Annotated in this window: 16 protein-coding genes; 9 read left to right on the top strand and 7 right to left on the bottom strand. The window is 73.2% G+C overall.

The features are described from left to right. Positions 1-35: 35 nt before the first annotated feature. Together NYO98_RS00465 and NYO98_RS00460 are read left to right on the top strand one after the other, a co-directional pair. Positions 36-605, top strand: coding sequence for a DJ-1/PfpI family protein (locus tag NYO98_RS00465; protein WP_268109549.1), 570 nt, complete (start codon positions 36-38; stop codon positions 603-605). Continuing rightward, complete coding sequence (locus tag NYO98_RS00460; RefSeq protein WP_268109548.1) at positions 602-1,438, top strand: alpha/beta fold hydrolase; 837 nt, start codon at positions 602-604, stop codon at positions 1,436-1,438. The genes NYO98_RS00465 and NYO98_RS00460 overlap by 4 nt, the downstream gene beginning before the upstream one ends. Here NYO98_RS00460 and NYO98_RS00455 read toward each other — a convergent pair whose 3' ends face one another. Further along, positions 1,439-2,248 (bottom strand): SurA N-terminal domain-containing protein, encoded by an 810-nt coding sequence (locus NYO98_RS00455; protein WP_268109547.1) that lies wholly within the window; start codon positions 2,246-2,248, stop codon positions 1,439-1,441. It abuts the gene before it with no gap. Positions 2,249-2,312: 64 nt separating this feature from the next. Continuing rightward, positions 2,313-2,711 carry a hypothetical protein gene (locus tag NYO98_RS00450; protein ID WP_268109546.1) on the bottom strand — a complete coding sequence of 133 codons (399 nt, stop codon included), beginning with the start codon at positions 2,709-2,711 and terminating at the stop codon, positions 2,313-2,315. 83 nt (positions 2,712-2,794) lie between these two features. Between NYO98_RS00450 and NYO98_RS00445 the strand changes: the two genes are divergently transcribed. Beyond that, entirely contained in the window at positions 2,795-3,382 is a 588-nt protein-coding gene (locus NYO98_RS00445) for a carboxymuconolactone decarboxylase family protein (protein WP_268109545.1), read from the top strand. On the opposite strand, the gene NYO98_RS00440 is transcribed toward NYO98_RS00445, so the two are convergent. From NYO98_RS00440 to NYO98_RS00430, 3 genes are read right to left on the bottom strand one after another with little or no spacing between them, the layout of a single operon-like run. Then, complete coding sequence (locus tag NYO98_RS00440) at positions 3,376-4,812, bottom strand: gamma-aminobutyraldehyde dehydrogenase (protein ID WP_268109544.1); 1,437 nt, start codon at positions 4,810-4,812, stop codon at positions 3,376-3,378. The genes NYO98_RS00445 and NYO98_RS00440 overlap by 7 nt on opposite strands. Positions 4,813-4,839: 27 nt before the next feature. Beyond that, positions 4,840-5,178, bottom strand: a complete 339-nt coding sequence (locus NYO98_RS00435; protein ID WP_268109543.1) for a cupin domain-containing protein — start codon at positions 5,176-5,178, stop codon at positions 4,840-4,842. 50 nt (positions 5,179-5,228) lie between these two features. Further along, complete coding sequence (locus tag NYO98_RS00430) at positions 5,229-6,845, bottom strand: PucR family transcriptional regulator (RefSeq protein WP_268109542.1); 1,617 nt, start codon at positions 6,843-6,845, stop codon at positions 5,229-5,231. Positions 6,846-6,952: 107 nt separating this feature from the next. Here NYO98_RS00430 and NYO98_RS00425 point away from each other — a divergent pair, with 107 nt between their 5' ends. The 6 genes from NYO98_RS00425 (at position 6,953) to NYO98_RS00400 (ending at position 14,558) form a co-directional block, all read left to right on the top strand. After that, a complete protein-coding gene (locus NYO98_RS00425) occupies positions 6,953-8,512 on the top strand; it encodes a CoA-acylating methylmalonate-semialdehyde dehydrogenase (protein ID WP_268109541.1) in 1,560 nt (519 codons plus the stop codon). After that, positions 8,505-9,860: an aspartate aminotransferase family protein gene (locus NYO98_RS00420; RefSeq protein WP_268109540.1), complete on the top strand. Its 1,356-nt coding sequence runs from the start codon at positions 8,505-8,507 to the stop codon at positions 9,858-9,860. Before NYO98_RS00425 ends, NYO98_RS00420 begins: the two co-directional genes overlap by 8 nt. A gap of 16 nt (positions 9,861-9,876) precedes the next feature. Then, complete coding sequence (locus tag NYO98_RS00415; RefSeq protein ID WP_268109539.1) at positions 9,877-11,277, top strand: NAD(P)/FAD-dependent oxidoreductase; 1,401 nt, start codon at positions 9,877-9,879, stop codon at positions 11,275-11,277. A gap of 436 nt (positions 11,278-11,713) precedes the next feature. Then, the gene (locus NYO98_RS00410) at positions 11,714-13,504 is read left to right on the top strand and encodes a histidine kinase N-terminal 7TM domain-containing protein (protein ID WP_268109538.1); all 1,791 of its coding nucleotides are present in this window, start codon (positions 11,714-11,716) and stop codon (positions 13,502-13,504) included. 143 nt (positions 13,505-13,647) lie between these two features. Next, a complete protein-coding gene (locus tag NYO98_RS00405) occupies positions 13,648-14,082 on the top strand; it encodes an aromatic ring-opening dioxygenase LigA (protein WP_268109537.1) in 435 nt (144 codons plus the stop codon). Between the two features lie 59 nt (positions 14,083-14,141). After that, the gene (locus NYO98_RS00400; RefSeq protein WP_268109536.1) at positions 14,142-14,558 is read left to right on the top strand and encodes a DUF7144 family membrane protein; all 417 of its coding nucleotides are present in this window, start codon (positions 14,142-14,144) and stop codon (positions 14,556-14,558) included. Here NYO98_RS00400 and fgd read toward each other — a convergent pair. Both fgd and NYO98_RS00390 read right to left on the bottom strand, forming a co-directional pair. Then, positions 14,539-15,573 (bottom strand): glucose-6-phosphate dehydrogenase (coenzyme-F420), encoded by a 1,035-nt coding sequence (fgd, locus tag NYO98_RS00395; protein WP_268109535.1) that lies wholly within the window; start codon positions 15,571-15,573, stop codon positions 14,539-14,541. The genes NYO98_RS00400 and fgd overlap by 20 nt on opposite strands. A gap of 42 nt (positions 15,574-15,615) precedes the next feature. Next, positions 15,616-16,449, bottom strand: coding sequence for a sigma-70 family RNA polymerase sigma factor (locus NYO98_RS00390; RefSeq protein ID WP_268109534.1), 834 nt, complete (start codon positions 16,447-16,449; stop codon positions 15,616-15,618). Positions 16,450-16,494 lie beyond the last annotated feature (45 nt).

Here is a 16,494-nt window from a genome sequence, read left to right as displayed (position 1 = left end):
ATCAGCCACCCGCCCCAGAGTGCGAGGAGACCAAGGTGCCCAGAGCACTGCTCATGACCGGCGACGCCGCCGAGGAGCTCGACACGATGTATCCCTACTACCGCGTGCAGGAGGGCGGCTGGGACGTCGACGTCGCCTCGCTGACGACGCGGGACATCCAGCTCGTGATCCACGAGTTCGACCCCAACTGCGACGCCTACGTCGAGAAGAACGGTCGCAAGCTGCCGGTGGACCTCACCTGGGCCGAGGTCGACGTGGAGCGCTACGACGCCCTGATCATCCCCGGCGGCCGGGCTCCCGAGTGGATCCGCGTCGACGCCGACGTGCGCCGCATCACCGAGCACTTCTTCGCCCGCGACCTGCCCATCGCCCTGGTGTGCCACGGCGCGCAGGTCCCCGCGGTCTACGGACTCCTGAAGGGCCGCAGGACCGCGTGCTTCCCGCCCATCACCGGTGACATGGAGAACGCCGGAGCGACGGTCATCGACGCACCCGACTGCGTGGACGGCAACCTCGTCTCCTGCCGCGGCTGGCCCGACATGCCGCAGTTCGGTCGCGCCATGATGGACGTCTTCGACAAGTCCATCGGCGACGCGTCGGCATGACCACGGCCACCGACGCTGCGGTGCTCCAGCACCGCAGCGTCGAGGTCGCCGGCAGTCCGGTGCACGTCACCGAGGCCGGCACCGGGCCCGCGGTGCTGCTGCTGCACGGCTCCGGGCCCGGCACCACGGGGACCGGGGCATGGACGACCACCGCCCTGGCGCTCGCCGGCTCGCACCGCGTGGTCGCACCCGACCAGGCCGGGTTCGGTCGCACTCCGCTGCCACCCGGGACCACCGGCGGACTACGGCAGTGGACCGAGCAGGCGGCCGGCCTCATGGACGCGCTCGGCGAGACGTCGTACGCCGTCGTCGGTCACTCCATGGGGGGCGCGGTCGCGCTCGCCCTGGCTGCTGCGCGCCCGCGCCAGGTCACCCGCGTCGTCGCGGTGGCGACGATGGGCGCACCCGGCGCGGGGCTCTCCCACGACCTCAACGCCGTGTGGGCTGCGGTCCCGGGCCCCGACGGCGCCCGTGACATGCTCGGCCGCCTCTTCCACGACCCCTCGCTCGTCACCGACGAGGCCGTGACCGCGCGGGCCCGGGCGATGGAGGCCGGGGCACGGTCCTTCGCCGCCATGTTCCCCGTCCCCCGGACGCGGTGGGTCGACGACCTCACCCTGTCCGCGGCCACCCTCAACGACGTCCGGGCCCCCGTGCTGCTGGTCCACGGCGCGCAGGACCGGCTCACGCCGCTGCGGACCGCCGCGCTGCCGCTGCTCGAGCACCTCGCCGACGTACGGCTCCACGCCTTCGGCCGGTGCGGCCACGCGCCGCCCGTCGAGCAGCCGTCGGCGTTCCGCCACCTGCTGGCGGGATTCCTCGCGACGGACTGATCAGAGGTTGATGGTGATGTCCGCGTCCTTGCGGAGGTCCTCCACCAGCCCGGTGGCGACCTTGCCGACCTCCTGGCTCGACGCCTGCTCGGCGAGCTGGTCACGCACCTGGGCGAACGGCGGGATTTCCTGGCCACCACCGCCGGAGGCGGCCTGCTGCTTCTTGACCTGCGCGTAGAGCGTGCGGAGCTCCTTGTCGGTCGGCTCGATCGAGCCGTTCTCGTCCTCGACGAGAGCCTCGACCATCGCCTGCGTCTCGACCTGCTGGCGCGCCTGGTCGGCGCTGACGCCCTGCGCCTCGACGGCCTTCAGCAGCTCGTCGGCCGACTTCATGCCGTTCTGCTCGGCGAGGTCGGTGAGCTCGGCGTCGACCGCCTCGTCGGACACCTCGAGCCCACGGGACTCGGCCTCCTGCAGGAGCAGCTCGGTGTCCACGAGGTTGTCGGCGGTCTGCTTGCGCAGCGCCTCCTCGTCGGGACCCTCGCCGCCCATCTGCGCCTGCGCCGCCGCCTGCTGGAACGCCGCCTCGTAGATCGGGACGAACTCCTCCTTGGTCACCTGCTCGCCGTTGACCTCGGCCACGACGTCGGGGATCGCGTCGAGGTCGGGCTGCGGGCCCTCGGAGGCGCCGTCCGCCCCCTCGGAGCCACTCGCCGACGGCGAGGCGCTCGACGAGGCGTCCTTGCCGGCGTCGGAGTCCGAGGAGTCCGAGCCGCCGCAGGCGGAGAGGGTGAGCACGGCGGCGACCGACAGGGCGCCGAGGGCCGTGCGTGCGCGCGAGCTGAACAGGGAGGTCATCGTGTGAGTCATCGCCGTCGACGGTACGCACCGAACCTGAGGGCCGTCCTCAGGGTTCGCGCGACCGTGGTCCGGGTCACAGGTCGTCGAGGGAGTCCGGCACCACCAGCGCGTCCGGGTCCTGGCGGACCGGGAGCTGCGCGAGCGCCGTGCGCACGAGCGTCAGGCGGGCGGCGACCGCGACCTTCTGGCGCAGCCGGCCGACCCCGCTCTCGCCGAGCGTCTGCTCCACCGCCTCCGCGATCTGGGCGTCGGTGAAGGTCGGGCGGGTGCCGGCGGGCACGTCCACGTCGGGCAGGGCGAGCAGCACCGGCAGCACCTGGCTGCCCACGGCCTCGAGGAGGTGGTAGCGGTCGATCTTGCTCATCGCCTCCCACTTCTCCTCGCCCTTGCCGCGCTTGCCGATCTTGCCGCCGGCCACGATCTTGGCGGCGGCGGTGACGGCGACGGTCAGCTCGTGCTCGGTGAAGCGCATGCCCCAAGGATGCCCGACGACCGGCAGCCCACCTTCTCCCGCGGGTACCTTCGCGACCAACGACCGCGTCCACAGGAGGATCCGTGCGCCTGCCGCGCCTCACGCCCGCCGACCTGACCGACGAGCAGCGCGCGCTGCGGGAGCGGATCGTCGGCGGCCCGCGGGGCACCGGGCCCCAGCACTTCCCGCTGGAGCACGACGACGGGTCGCTGACCGGGCCGTTCGGGATCATGCTCCACGAGCCGGCGCTCGGATCCCGGCTGCAGGAGCTGGGCACGGCGCTGCGGTACGCCACCGGCCTCACCGACCGGGTCCGGGAGATCGCCGTCCTCACCGTGGCCGCCGGGACCGGCAGCACGTTCGAGGCGTTCGCCCACGAGCGGGTGGGCCGGGCCGTCGGGCTGTCGGACGACGAGCTGGCCGCGATCGCGGACGGTTCGTTCTCGCCGGTCGACCCGCGCGAGGCCGCCGCCGACGACCTGTGCCGCCGGCTGCTCGCGGCCGGGAGGCCGGCGGCCATGGACGACGCCACCTACGCCGCGTACGCCGACGTGCTGGGCACGACCACCGTCACCGAGCTGGTCGTGCTGGTGGGCTACTACCGGACCCTCGCCCAGCTGCTCGACGTGTTCGACGTCGGCGTGCCCGAGGAGCAGTCGACGGCTCAGTAGTGGGCCGTCATCACGTGCTTGATCCGCGTGTAGTCGTCGAAGCCGTAGCCCGACAGGTCCTTGCCGTAGCCGGAGGACCCGAAGCCACCGTGCGGCATCTCGGACACAAACGGGATGTGGGTGTTGACCCACACGCAGCCGAAGTCGAGCTCGCGGGTGAGCCGGTCGGCGACGCCGACGTCGCGGGTCCAGACGCTGGCGGCCAGGCCGTACGGCACCCCGTTGGCCATCGCGACCGCGTCGGCCTCCTCGTCGAAGGACTGCACCGTCAGCACCGGCCCGAAGACCTCCTCCTGCACGATGCGGTCGTCCTGGCGCACGCCGGTGACGACGGTCGGGGCGAAGAAGAAGCCCGCCTCGCCGTGCCGGCTCCCACCGGTGCGGACGGTCGCGTGACCGGGCAGCTCCGCGAGGAATCCCTCGACCTTGGCGAGGTGGGCGGCGTTGTTCAGCGGGCCGTAGTCCGCGCCCTCGTCCGACGGCGCACCGGGCCTGGTCCCCTCCGCGGCCTTCACGAGCAGGTCGACGAGCTCGTCGTGGACGCTGCTGTGCGCGATGACGCGGGTGGCGGCGGTGCAGTCCTGGCCGGCGTTGAAGTAGGCGGCCGCGGCGACCATCTCCGCGGCGCGCGGCAGGTCCGCGTCCGGCATCACGACCACGGGCGCCTTGCCGCCGAGCTCGAGGTGCACGCGCTTGAGCGACTTCGCCGCCGACAGGGCGACCTCCGTGCCCGCCCGGACGGAGCCCGTGATCGCGACCAGCCCGGGGGTGGGGTGCTCGACGAGGTGGCGACCGGTCGAGGCGTCGCCGTTGACGACGTTGAGCACGCCGGGCGGCAGGATCGCGCCGGCGATCTCGGCCAGCAGCACGGTGGAGCGGGGCGTGGTGTCGCTGGGCTTGAGCACGACGGTGTTGCCGGCGGCCAGCGCGGGCGCCACCTTCCAGATCGCCATGGCGAACGGGTAGTTCCACGGCGTCACCTGCCCGACGACACCGATGGGCTCGCGCCGGATGGCCGAGGTGTGGCCCTCGAGGTACTCCCCCGACGACTTCCCCTCGAGCAGCCGGGCGGCCCCGGCGAAGAAGCGCAGCTGGTCGACGCCCTGGTCGACCTCCTCGCTCGCGATGTAGCGCACCGGCTGGCCGGTGTCGCGGGCCTGCACCGCGCTGATCTCGTCGCGGCGGTCGGCGATCGCGGTGGCGAGGTCGAGGAGGTACGCCTGCCGCGCCCCGGGGGTGAGCCGCTTCCACGCGGCCGACGCGCGCTCGGCGGCGGCGTAGGCCCGGTCGACCTCCTCGTGCGTCGAGATCGGCGAACGCCCGTCGCGCTCGCCGGTCACCGGGTCGACGAGCTCGATGAAGTCGGTGGCCGCCGAGGCCACGAGCTCGCCGTCGATGAAGTTGCGGATGGTCTCGGTGCGGTCGGTCATCTCGGTCCTCGGTCCTTCGGGCTCGGGTCAGGCGACGTAGATCTTGCGGATGGTCTCGCGGACGACCCAGGTGGTGCGCTCGCCCGCCCGCAGGCGTACGACGCTGCCGGGCGCGAGCTCGACCTGCTCGCCGTCGTCGTCGAAGGACACCGTCCCGCAGCCGGAGAGCACGACGAACACCTCGTCGACCTCGACGTCGGTCGCCGTGCCCGGGGTCATCTCCCACACCCCGACCTCGACGCCGGAGACCGCGGCCAGCGCGCGCGAGCCGGCCTCCGGCGCACCGTCGACGACGGTGCCGGGGTCGAGCGGGGTGGTCGGCACGCTGGCGGCGACGTCCAGGAGCCGGGTGGTCACACGGGTCATGTCCAGCATCGTGCCGAGCCGGACGGCACCGGCGGCCCGACGATCTGTCGTCACTTCGCCCGCCCGCCGAACAGTTCGTCTGCCACGACGGCGACGTGCAGCGAGACCCGGACGTCGGGGTCGTCGAGGTCGGCGTCGAGGATCGACTCGATCCGCGCCAGCCGGTCGTAGAACGCGGCTCGCGACAGGTGCAGGCTGGCGGCCGCCTCGGTCTTGCTCGAGGGGTGCAGGACCAGCGCGCGCAGCGCGGCGAGGAGGTCGGTGCGCGAGCCGTCGGCGCGGTCGTGCTCCTGCAGCGGCCCGAGCTCGCGCTCGACGAAGAGCCGGACACGCTCGTCCTCGCCGAGCAGCGCCAGCAGCCCGCGCAGGTGCAGGTCGGCGAGGCGGTGGACGTCGGGGTCCTGCTCGCGCCGCGCCTGGGGTGCCGCGTCGGCGACCTGGCCGGCCTCGGCGACCGTGCGGGCGACGCCGGTGCGGTCGGGCGCGGTGCGACCGGCGGCGACCACCACGTCGTGGTGCGCCAGCACCCGCGCGGCCAGCCGGTCGACCAGGTCGTCGGCGTCCGCGCCGGGAGACGTCGAGACCAGCACGCGCAGGTCGCGCTCGACCTCCGACACCAGCGCCGGCAGGCGGAGCGCATGGGCGGCCCGGACGACCGTGGCGGCCACCTCGTCGAGGTCCACCTGCGGCACCGCACCCACCCGGCCGCGCACCACGACACCGGTGAGGCCGCGGCGGTGCACCGGGAAGCCCGCCAGCTCGCAGCGACGTCGTACGTCGTCGGAGCCGGGCTCCTCGCCCAGCCCGGTCAGCAGCTCGAGGTGGGTGCGGCGCATGAGGGTGCCGCGGTCGCGGTCGTGGAGGCGGTGCAGCGCGAGGGCCGACGCGGCGCGCTCGGCGACCGCGACGAGCCGCTGCGACGGCGCCTCCGGTGACCCGATCACCAGCCGCCCCCACGACCGGTCGGTCGTCCCGAGCCGGGTCACCAGCCAGCCGTTGGCGGGGTCCCACCCGGTGCGCCCCGCGACCTCGACGCGGCGCGAGCGCGCGGGCCAGCCGTCGAGGAACCCGTCGCCCTCGTCGGGACCGGCGAAGTAGTCGAGCGGGCGGTGCTGGGCGTTCTCCACGACCACGGGCGCGTCGGCGAGGCGCTGCACGGCCCGCAGCACGTCGACGGGGCCGGCCAGCTCGTTGCTGAGCTCGGTGAAGGTCTCGTGCACGCGCTGGGCCTCGCGCAGCTCGGCGAGCTGCCGGTCGACGACGCGCTCGCCGATCTCCTGGGCGAGCGCCGCGAAACGGGTCTCGCGCGCCAGCACGACCAGGGGCACCCCGTGCCGCTCGCACGCCCCGACGAGGGCGTCGGGCAGGGCGGACCCCCACCGCCGACCGAGCTCGACGACCACGCCGGCGCTCCCGACGTCCGCGAGCTCGTCGACGAACGACACGAGGCCGGCCGCGTCGTCGTCGCCCGGCAGCCCGGTCCCCATGGTGAGCAGGAGGTCTCCCTCGCGGAGGAGCTGGCGCACGTCCGGGCGCTCGGTCGCGTGGACCCAGCGGATGGCCCGGCCGGTCCCGGCGGCGCCGGCGACGACCTCGGGTGCGGCACGGCGGAAGGTCGGCAGCTCCAGCGCCTCGCGGAGCGTCACCCCCGGCATCACGTCGACCACGCCGTCCAGACTACGCCGACGCGGGGTGACGAAGTGTCCGGCTGCCGCGGCCGATGCCGACGATCCGACACCCGTCGCGACGACGTACGACGAGCAGGATGAGCGGCATGACCACCTCCAGCCCCACCGACGGCCCGGTCGACGCACCCGTCGAGATCGTGCACTGGGTCGACGGCTCGCCCCTGACCGGATCGCCCACCGGCTGGGCCGACGTCACCAACCCCGCGACCGGCCGCGTGACCGGTCGCGTCGCGCTCGCCAGCGAGGCCGACGCCGCCCACGTCATCGCGGCCGCCTCCCGCGCCGCCCGCTCCTGGGGCACCACGTCCCTCGCGCGACGTACGCAGGTCCTCTTCTCCTTCCGCGAGCTGCTCAACGCGCGCAAGGAGGAGCTCGCCGCGATCATCACCGCCGAGCACGGCAAGGTGCACTCGGACGCGATGGGCGAGATCGCCCGCGGCCTCGAGGTCGTCGAGTTCGCCTGCGGCATCTCCCACCTGCTCAAGGGCGGCCACAGCGAGGAGGCGTCGACCGGCATCGACGTCCACTCCAAGCGCGTGCCGCTCGGCGTCGTGGGCATCATCAGCCCCTTCAACTTCCCGGCCATGGTGCCGATGTGGTTCTTCCCCATCGCCATCGCGGCGGGCAACACCGTCGTCCTCAAGCCGAGCGAGAAGGACCCGAGCGCGGCCACCTGGCTCGCCGCGCTGTGGCAGGAGGCCGGCCTCCCCGACGGTGTCTTCAACGTCCTCCACGGCGACAAGACCGCCGTCGACGCGCTGCTCACCAGCCCCGAGGTGCAGGCGATCAGCTTCGTCGGCTCGACCCCGATCGCGGAGTACGTCTACGAGACCGCCAGCCGGAACGGCAAGCGCGTCCAGGCCCTCGGCGGCGCGAAGAACCACATGGTCGTCCTGCCCGACGCCGACCTCGACCTGGCCGCGGACTCGGCGGTCAACGCCGGCTACGGCAGCGCGGGCGAGCGCTGCATGGCGATCAGCGTGCTGGTGGCGGTCGACCCGATCGGCGACGAGCTGGTCGCCCGGATCGCCGACCGCACCCGCACCCTGCTCATCGGCGACGGCGGGAAGGAGGCGACCGATGGGCAGAAGGAGGCCGACATGGGCCCGCTCGTGACGAAGGCCCACCGCGACCGCGTCAGCTCGTTCATCGACGCCGGTGAAGCGGCCGGCGCGAAGGTCGTCGTCGACGGCCGCGACGTCGCCGCCCGCGGCGGCGAGGAGGGCTTCTGGCTCGGCCCGACCCTGTTCGACGACGTCACCCCCGACATGGACATCTATCGCGAGGAGATCTTCGGACCGGTCCTCTCGGTCGTCCGGGTCGGGTCCTACGACGAGGCGGTCGCGCTGGTCAACGCCAACGAGTACGGCAACGGCACCGCGGTCTTCACCAACGACGGCGGGGCGGCCCGGCGGTTCGAGGCGGACGTCACCGTGGGGATGATCGGCGTCAACGTGCCGGTCCCGGTGCCGGTCGCCTACTACTCCTTCGGCGGCTGGAAGCGCTCGCTCTTCGGCGACACCCACGCCCACGGCACCGAGGGCGTCCACTTCTTCACCCGCGGCAAGGTCGTCACCACCCGGTGGATCGACCCCGCCAACCGCCCCGAGGGCGGCCTCGAGCTGGGGTTCCCGCGCAATGACTGAGACCACGATCGCCAGCGACCTGGCCAGCACGTACGACGCGCAGCGCGCCTACGAGCTCGACCGCGCCCACGTCTTCCACTCCTGGTCGGCCCAGGCCGAGATCAGCCCGATGGTGGTCACCCGCGCGGAGGGCAGCCACGTCTGGGACGGCGAGGGGAAGCGCTACCTCGACTTCTCCTCCCAGCTGGTCTTCACCAACCTCGGCCACCAGCACCCCCGCGTCGTCGCCGCGATCAGGGAGCAGGCCGAGCACCTGTGCACCATCGCCCCGGCGATGGCCAACGGCACCCGGTCCGAGGCCGCTCGCCTGGTCGCGAGCCACACCCCCGGCGACCTCGACCACGTCTTCTTCACCAACGGCGGTGCCGACGCCAACGAGCACGCCGTACGCATGGCGCGGCTGCACACCGGCCGGCACAAGGTGCTGACGACGTACCGCAGCTACCACGGCGGCACGCACCTGGCGGTCAACATGACCGGCGACCCCCGCCGGTGGGCCAGCGACCACGCGTCGGCCGGCACGGTGCACTTCTTCGGCCCGTTCCTCTACCGCAGCCCCTTCCACGCGACCACCGAGGCCGAGGAGTGCGAGCGCGCGCTCGAGCACCTCGAGCAGGTGGTCGCGCTCGAGGGGCCCTCGACGATCGCGGCCGTCGTCCTCGAGGCGATCCCCGGCACCGCCGGGATCATGGTCCCGCCGCCGGGCTACCTCGCCGGCGTCCGCGACATCTGCGACCGCCACGGCATCGTGCTCGTCGCCGACGAGGTGATGTCGGGCTTCGGCCGCGCCGGGCGGTGGTTCGCCGTCGAGCACGGCGACACGGTGCCCGACCTGCTGACCTTCGCCAAGGGCGTGAACTCCGGCTACGTCCCGCTCGGCGGCGTGGCGATCAGCGACGAGATCCACGCGACCTTCGCGCACCGGACCTACCCCGGAGGACTCACCTACTCGGGCCACCCGCTCGCGTGCGCCGCGGCCGTGGCGACCATCCGCGCGATGGAGGACGACGACGTGGTCGGTCGCGCCGAGCGCCTTGGTGCCGAGGTGCTCGGCCCCGGGCTCCGCGAGCTCGCCGACCGGCACGCGTGGATCGGCGAGGTCCGCGGCACCGGGGCCTTCTGGGCCGTCGAGCTGGTCAGCGACCGCGCCACCCGCGAGCCGCTGGCGCCCTACGGCGGCTCCAGCCCGGAGGTGGCCGCGATCGTGAAGGGGTGCCAGGAGCGCGGCATGCTGCCCTTCGTCAACTACAACCGGATCCACGTCGTCCCGCCGCTGACCACCACGGACGACGAGGCACGCGAGGGCATCGCGATCCTCGACGCGGCCCTCGCCGCGGCCGCCGGCTGACACCGCTGCGTCACCCGTGCCCGCCCACCTCACCGCCTTCGAGCGGCACGCGCCGGACCCACGGGTCGTTGCCGCGTCGCTGGCCGGCTGCGCGCGGTCGGTGTTCTGGCTCGACGACGTCGGGGCCGTGCCGTCGTACGACCCGCTCACCGCACCCGCTCGCGCCGACCTCACCGTCGTCGGCGGCGGCTACCTCGGCCTCTGGGCGGCCGTCCACGCCAAGCGTCGCGACCCCGGACGACGGGTCGTGCTGCTCGAGGCGCAGACCGTCGGCTGGGCCGCGTCGGGACGCAACGGCGGCTTCTGCGAGGCCTCGCTCACCCACGGCGAGGAGAACGGCCGGTCCCGCTGGCCCGAGGAGCACGACGTCCTCGAGCGGCTGGGCGCCGAGAACCTCGACGCCTTCGAGGCCGACGTGCGCGACCTCGGCCTGGCCTGCGAGTGGGAGCGCACCGGACAGCTGTCCGTCGCGGTCGAGGAGCACCAGCTCGCCTGGCTCGGGGGTGAGGTCCTCGACGCGGCGGCGACGCGCACGCTGGTCGACAGCCCGCTGTTCCTCGGCGGCGAGCTCTCCAGCGACACCGCGCTGGTCCACCCGGCGCGGCTCGCGCTCGGCCTCGCGCGGGCGGCGGCCGAGCTCGGGGTCGAGGTCCACGAGCACTCCGCCGTCACGGCGGTCCGGCGTGAGGGCGACCAGGTCGAGGTCGCCACGGACCGGGCCACCGTCACCTCGGACTGCGTCGTCCTCGCCACCGGCGTCTTCCCCTCCCTGTTGAAGCGCAACCGGCTGATGACCGTGCCGGTCTACGACTACGTGCTCGTCACCGAGCCGCTCTCCGCCGAGCAGCGCGCCTCGATCGCCTGGGCCGGCCGGCAGGGGCTCGGCGACCTCGCCAACCAGTTCCACTACGCCCGGCTGACGGCCGACGACCGCGTGCTGTGGGGCGGGTACGACGCCGTCTACCCGGCCGGCGGACGGCTCCACCCGCGCCACGAGGACCGGCCCGAGAGCCACGCGCGGCTGGCGTCGCACTTCCTCGCGACGTTCCCCCAGCTCGAGGGGATCCGCTTCACCCACCGCTGGGCCGGCGCCATCGACACCTCCACGCAGTTCGCGGCGTTCTACGGCACCACCCACGGCGGCCGCGTCGCCCACGCTGCAGGGTTCACCGGGCTCGGCGTCGGGGCAACCCGCTGGGCGGCCGAGGTGCTGCTCGACCTCCTCGCCGGGCAGCCGACGGAGCGCACTGCGCTGCGCATGGTGCGCGAGCGCCCGCTGCCCTTCCCGCCGGAGCCGCTGGCCTCCGCCGGCATCAACCTCACCCGCTGGTCCCTCGACCGCGCCGACCACCGCGAGGGCCGGCGCAACGGCTTCCTGCGCGTGCTCGACCGGGCCGGGCTGGGCTTCGACTCGTAGGCGCCGGGGCGACGTCCTGGTCCGTGCCCGCCCGGTGGGCGCAGCGAGGGGTCCGACTGAGGCCGGCTCGTCAGCGCACCCTCGACGGACCCCGCGTGATCACGGCGGCCGGCTCGCAAGCGCCCCCGAGATCCCGTGCTGCGGACCTCCCGCGCGTCGCCACGAAGGGGACGCATCCGCTGTTGGTAGGGAGACCTCAACGATGCGCCACGTCGGGCCGAATTCCCACCGATGGTCTAGTCCTCGCCGCCACGGCCCGGGTATTCGTGTCGTCATCCCGTCCGGGACTGGACATGACCCCAAAAGTGGTGAATAGGTGGATCTGGTCGGGGCGGAGGGTCTCGGGGCGTCACGACAATGGACGGATCGCGGCCAGCTGCTCCCGTCGCGGTCTCGCGGGGCGGTGGTCGGGGGCTGTGCCGCTTGAGGGGGCGGAATGGGACTCGGGGTGCTGACGTCCTTCGCGACGGTCATGGCGACGGCCGGTATCGCGCTGGCCTGCCTGGCGGCCTACGTCGCCTGGCGCCGGGACGCGCGGATGGGCTGGAGCCTGGCCGTCCTGCTCCTGGCGGGGGCCTGGTGGGGCGTCGCCTACGCGGTCGAGCTCGGCGTCGACGACGTCGGGCTCAAGAGCCTGTGGGGCGACCTGAAGTACCTCGGCATCGTCACCCTCGCGCCCGCGTGGTTCGTCTTCGTGCTGCAGTACGTCGGCTGGCAACGGTGGGTGACCTGGCGGCTGCTGTGCGCCCTCGCCGTCGTACCGATCACCACGACGCTGCTGCTCGCGATCCCCGCCACCCACGACCTGCTGCGGTCGTACCCTCCGGCTGCGGACGGCGAGGTCCCCGAGGTCGAGGGGGGTCCGCTGTTCAACGCGTTCTTCGGCTACAACTACCTCATCCTCGTCGGGGCCACCGTGCTGTTCGTCGTCAGCACGGGGCGCCTGGCGCGCACCTACCGCCGGATGGCGGTGGTGCTCGTCGTCGCCGCGCTCGTCCCCCTGGCGGTGAACGCGCTGCACAACACCAACGTCGGCTGGTTCGCCTCCATCGACCTCACGCCGTTCGCGTTCACCCTCACGGGGGCGGTTCTGGTCTGGGGGCTCTTCCACGAGCGGCTCGTGGACCTGGGTCCCCTCGCCCGCAGCGCCGTGCTCGAGAGGATGGCCGACGCCGTCTTCGTGGCCGACCCCTACGGGCGGATCGTCGACCTCAACCCGGCGGCCACCGAGCTGCTCGGGACGAGCCGTACGGCGTCGCTGGGCCGGTGGCTGGCGGACGTCGTGCCGGCCGACGCCACCGACGAGGGGACCCTGGAGCTCGACCTGCCCGACCTCGACGGAGCGCCGCACCGCCGGACCTTCGACGTCTCCCGCCAGCAGCTCAGCGACGTGACGGGCCGCCCGGCGGGTGTGGTGGTGGTGCTGCACGAGATCACCGAGCGGGTCCACGACCGACAGCGCCTCGAGCGCCTCCTGGAGGACCAGTCACGGGTGGCGGCGGCGCTGCAGGCCAGCATGGTGCCGCCGATGCTCCCCGACGTCCGGGGCATCGAGCTCGCCAGCCAGTACCTGCCTGCCGGCGACGGCCGGGAGGTGGGGGGCGACTTCCTCGACGTGTTCGACCTGGGCCAGGACACGTGGGGCTTCGTGCTGGGCGACGTCAGCGGGAAGGGCGCAGAGGCGGCGACGGTGAGTGCGGCCACGAGGTACACGCTCCGCGCGCTGGCCGCCGCCGACGCCATGCCCAGCGAGACGGTGCGCCAGGTGAACGCCAGCCTGCTCGGCCAGACCGACCTCGAGCGCCACTGCACCCTCGTGTACGGGCAGGTGCGCCCGGACCCGGAGGGCGCCACCGTGGTGTTCACCCTGGCCGGGCACCATCCTCCGATCGTGGTGCGGGCCACGGGTGGCGCCGAGGAGGTCGGCGCGCTGGGGACCGCGCTCGCGCTGTTCGACGATCCCGAGCTTCACGACACCACCGTCCACCTGGGCCCGGGCGACCTCCTGTGCGTCTTCACCGACGGCCTCGTCGAGGCACGCCGGGAACGCGAGATGTTCGGGGTCGAGCGCGTCACGGCCGTGCTGGGGTGTGCTTCCGCCAGGACCGCAGCCGAGATCTCCACCCGCCTCGTCGACGCGGTCCACGACTTCAGCGGCGACCAGCTCGCCGACGACCTCGCTGTCCTGGTCATGAGGACGGTGGGCAGTCCGCAGGCTACGTCGTAGGCATCGATCGGAGAGCGGGCTCAGCCACATCTTGTCCGGCGCGCCCGCGCCCTGGCCGCGGCAAACCTCACCCCGCCCGGGGGATGCCGCCCACCCCCCGGGACCGCGACGGTGAGGCTGTCGGACCACACGGAGGAGAGACCATGCGCTCGACAGCTTCGATCGTCGCCATCGTGGTGGGCATCGTGATGGCCATCGCGGGCGTCATCACCTGGGTGGTCGTCAGCACCACCCTCGCGGACCAGAAGATCGTCGTGTCGGACGACGCCAGCTGTCTTGCGGGCGACGAGGTCGACGGACCGTTCTCCGCCTACTGCCAGGCGAACGTGATCGACAAGCACACCATGAAGATCACCGGCGGTCTCACCTACTCCGAGCTCGACCGGGACGACCCGAACCGCGCGACCGCCATGGACTCGGCCTTCCTGCAGGCATCGCTGTTCACCTCCGTGGTCGCCTTCGGCGTCGCGTTCATGGCCTTCGGGGTGGGCATCGTGTTCACCCTGATCGGCTTCGGCATGCGAGCGCCCGTCCCGGTCCGCGGCGGGCACGCGAGCACCGTCACCGCCACGACCTGATCCTGCTCCGTCCCGACCCACCAGGCGCCCTACCCGGGGCACGAAATTGGAAGGTGCACATGTCGTCGACCTACTCCACCCGCAACGCCTGGGCCTCCGGGCTGATGCTCTTCGCGGCCGCCATGCTGCTGACCGTCGGCCTGTTCCAGGTCCTGCAGGCGATCGCCGCCCTCGCCAACGACGACATCGTCATCCGGGGGCCCGAGTACACCTACCACTTCGACCTGACCACCTGGGGCTGGATCCACCTCCTCATCGGGGCCGTCCTCATCGCGGTCGGCGCCTTCCTGTTCACCGGCGCCGCGTGGGCCAGGTGGGCGGGCATCGCGATCGCGGTGCTGGCCATGGCGGCCAACTTCATGTGGCTGCCCTACTACCCGTTCTGGGCCCTGGTCCTGATCGGGCTGAACGTCGCGGTCATCTGGGCCCTCGCCGTGGTCGAGGTCGAGCCCGAGTTCACCCGGCCGGCGCCGTAAGGGGGCCGCGGAGCGCGCGGATGGCGGGCACGACCTGCTCGCCGAGGTCGGCGAGGAGCTGCTCCTGGTCGTGCCCGGGTCCGTGCAGCACCAGGTGGTCGAAACCCGCGTCGACGTACGGCCGGACCGCGTCGACGACCTCGTCCGGCGTCGTGGCCACGATCCAGCGTGACGCCACCTGCTCGATGGGCAGGCGGTCCGCGGCGGCGGCCATCTCGACGGGGTCGTCGAGACGGTGCTTCTCCTCGGCGCTGAGCGACAGCGGCGCCCAGAAGCGGGTGTTCTCCAGGGCCTCCTCGCGGGTGGCGGCGTAGGAGAGCTTGATCTCGATCATCCGCGAGAAGCGCCGCCCGGGCCGACCCGAGGCCGCGAGGCCCTCGTCCACGGCGGGCAGCAGCTTGTCGGTGTAGAGGTCCATCCCCTTGCCGCTGGTGCAGATGAAGCCGTCGCCCACGCGGCCGGCGTACGTCGCCATCTGCGGCCCGCCGGCGGCCACCCAGACCGGTACGCCGCCCTCGGGCCGGTCGTAGATCGTGGCGTCGACGGTGCGGTAGTACTCGCCCTCGAAGGTCACCCGCTCGCCGTCCCACAGCTCGCGCATCAGTCGTACGGCCTCGCGCAGGCGGGCCCAGCGCTCCTTGAAGTCGGGCCACTCCGGCAGGCCGACGGAGATCTCGTTGAGCGCCTCACCGGTCCCGACACCGAGCACGACGCGGCCGGGGTTGAGCAGGGCGATGGTGGCGAGCTGCTGGGCGAGGACGGCCGGGTTGTAGCGGAACGTCGGCGTCAGCACGCTCGTGCCGAGCACGACGCGCTCGGTGCGCTCACCGAGCGCGGCGAGCGCGGCCAGGGCGCTGGGGGCGTGACCGCCCTCGTGCCGCCACGGCTGGAGGTGGTCGCTGACCCAGACGCTGTCGAGGCCGACCTCCTCGGCCCGGACCCCGAGCTCGACGAGCTCCCGGGGGCCGAACTGCTCGGCGGAGGCCTTGTACCCGACGGCGAGGGAGGGGGTCACCGCGCCATGGTGGCACGGCGACCCCGAGGGCCCCGCTGGGACTCAGGCGGCCGGCTGGGGCTCGACCAGGCCGGAGCGGAGGTCGGACAGGATCCGGGTGAGGACTCGCGACACCTGGGCCTGCGTCAGGCCGACGGTGTCGGCGATCTCCTGCTGGGTCTGCTCCATGAAGTAGCGCAACCGGACGATGCGTCGGTCGCGCGGGGAGAGACGGCGCATCAGCGGCTCGAGCATGACCTTGGCCTCGGCCTGGGCCAGGGCACGGTCGTCGTCGCCGAGCAGGTCGCCGAGCGACGACGAGCCGTCGGCCACCTTGGCGTCCAGGGACGTGGGCGTGAAGCAGCCGTCGGCGGCGAGAGCCTCCACCACGTCGGAGGTCTGCTCGCCCAGGTGGGTGGCGATCTCGGTGGGGCGGGGCGATCGCCCGAGCTGCGACTCGAGCTCCTCCTGCGCGCCGGCGATCCGGGTCTGCAGGTCCTGGACCCGACGGGGCGGGCGGACCATCCAGCCGGAGTCACGGAAGTGGCGACGGAGCTCACCACGGATCGTGGGCACCGCGAAGGAGAGGAAGTCGTGACCGGCGGCGGGGTCGAAGCGCTGCGCGGCCTTGGTGAGCCCGAGCAGCGCGACCTGCTCGAGGTCGTCGAGGTCGATGCCCCGGTTGCGGTAGCGGGAGGCCATGCTGCGCGCGACGGCCGCATTGGTCTCGATGAGCTGGGTGGTCAGGTCGTGGGCGTCGGTCTTGCGGCTGACGTCGCGGAGGTCGCAGACGATGGCGTCGGTGCGACGGGCACGCGCCTTGCCCTCGAGGGGCTGCTGCGCGGGACGGGTCCGGACGGGGATGGGTCCGGTGGGGAGTGCAGAGGCGATCGACATGGGGATCCACGGCTCGCTTCCTGGTGTTGATGGCGCCTGCCGTGG

Origin of the sequence: Nocardioides pini, from assembly GCF_026712185.1 — a bacterium.
In the GTDB taxonomy this organism is placed as follows: domain Bacteria; phylum Actinomycetota; class Actinomycetes; order Propionibacteriales; family Nocardioidaceae; genus Nocardioides; species Nocardioides pini.
The sequence above is the reverse complement of the archived record's forward strand: the minus strand, read 5'-3'. Positions and strand labels throughout refer to the sequence as shown.

Bases quoted from the DNA above. Each gene is read 5' to 3' on its own strand.
- NYO98_RS00460 (WP_268109548.1), top strand. From the start codon at position 602: ATGACCACGGCCACCGACGCTGCGGTGCTCCAGCACCGCAGCGTCGAG.
- NYO98_RS00455 (WP_268109547.1), bottom strand. From the start codon at position 2,248: ATGACTCACACGATGACCTCCCTGTTCAGCTCGCGCGCACGCACGGCC.
- NYO98_RS00450 (WP_268109546.1), bottom strand. From the start codon at position 2,711: ATGCGCTTCACCGAGCACGAGCTGACCGTCGCCGTCACCGCCGCCGCC.
- NYO98_RS00440 (WP_268109544.1), bottom strand. From the start codon at position 4,812: ATGACCGACCGCACCGAGACCATCCGCAACTTCATCGACGGCGAGCTC.
- NYO98_RS00435 (WP_268109543.1), bottom strand. From the start codon at position 5,178: ATGACCCGTGTGACCACCCGGCTCCTGGACGTCGCCGCCAGCGTGCCG.
- NYO98_RS00425 (WP_268109541.1), top strand. From the start codon at position 6,953: ATGACCACCTCCAGCCCCACCGACGGCCCGGTCGACGCACCCGTCGAG.
- NYO98_RS00420 (WP_268109540.1), top strand. From the start codon at position 8,505: ATGACTGAGACCACGATCGCCAGCGACCTGGCCAGCACGTACGACGCG.
- NYO98_RS00410 (WP_268109538.1), top strand. From the start codon at position 11,714: ATGGGACTCGGGGTGCTGACGTCCTTCGCGACGGTCATGGCGACGGCC.
- NYO98_RS00405 (WP_268109537.1), top strand. From the start codon at position 13,648: ATGCGCTCGACAGCTTCGATCGTCGCCATCGTGGTGGGCATCGTGATG.
- NYO98_RS00400 (WP_268109536.1), top strand. From the start codon at position 14,142: ATGTCGTCGACCTACTCCACCCGCAACGCCTGGGCCTCCGGGCTGATG.
- NYO98_RS00390 (WP_268109534.1), bottom strand. From the start codon at position 16,449: ATGTCGATCGCCTCTGCACTCCCCACCGGACCCATCCCCGTCCGGACC.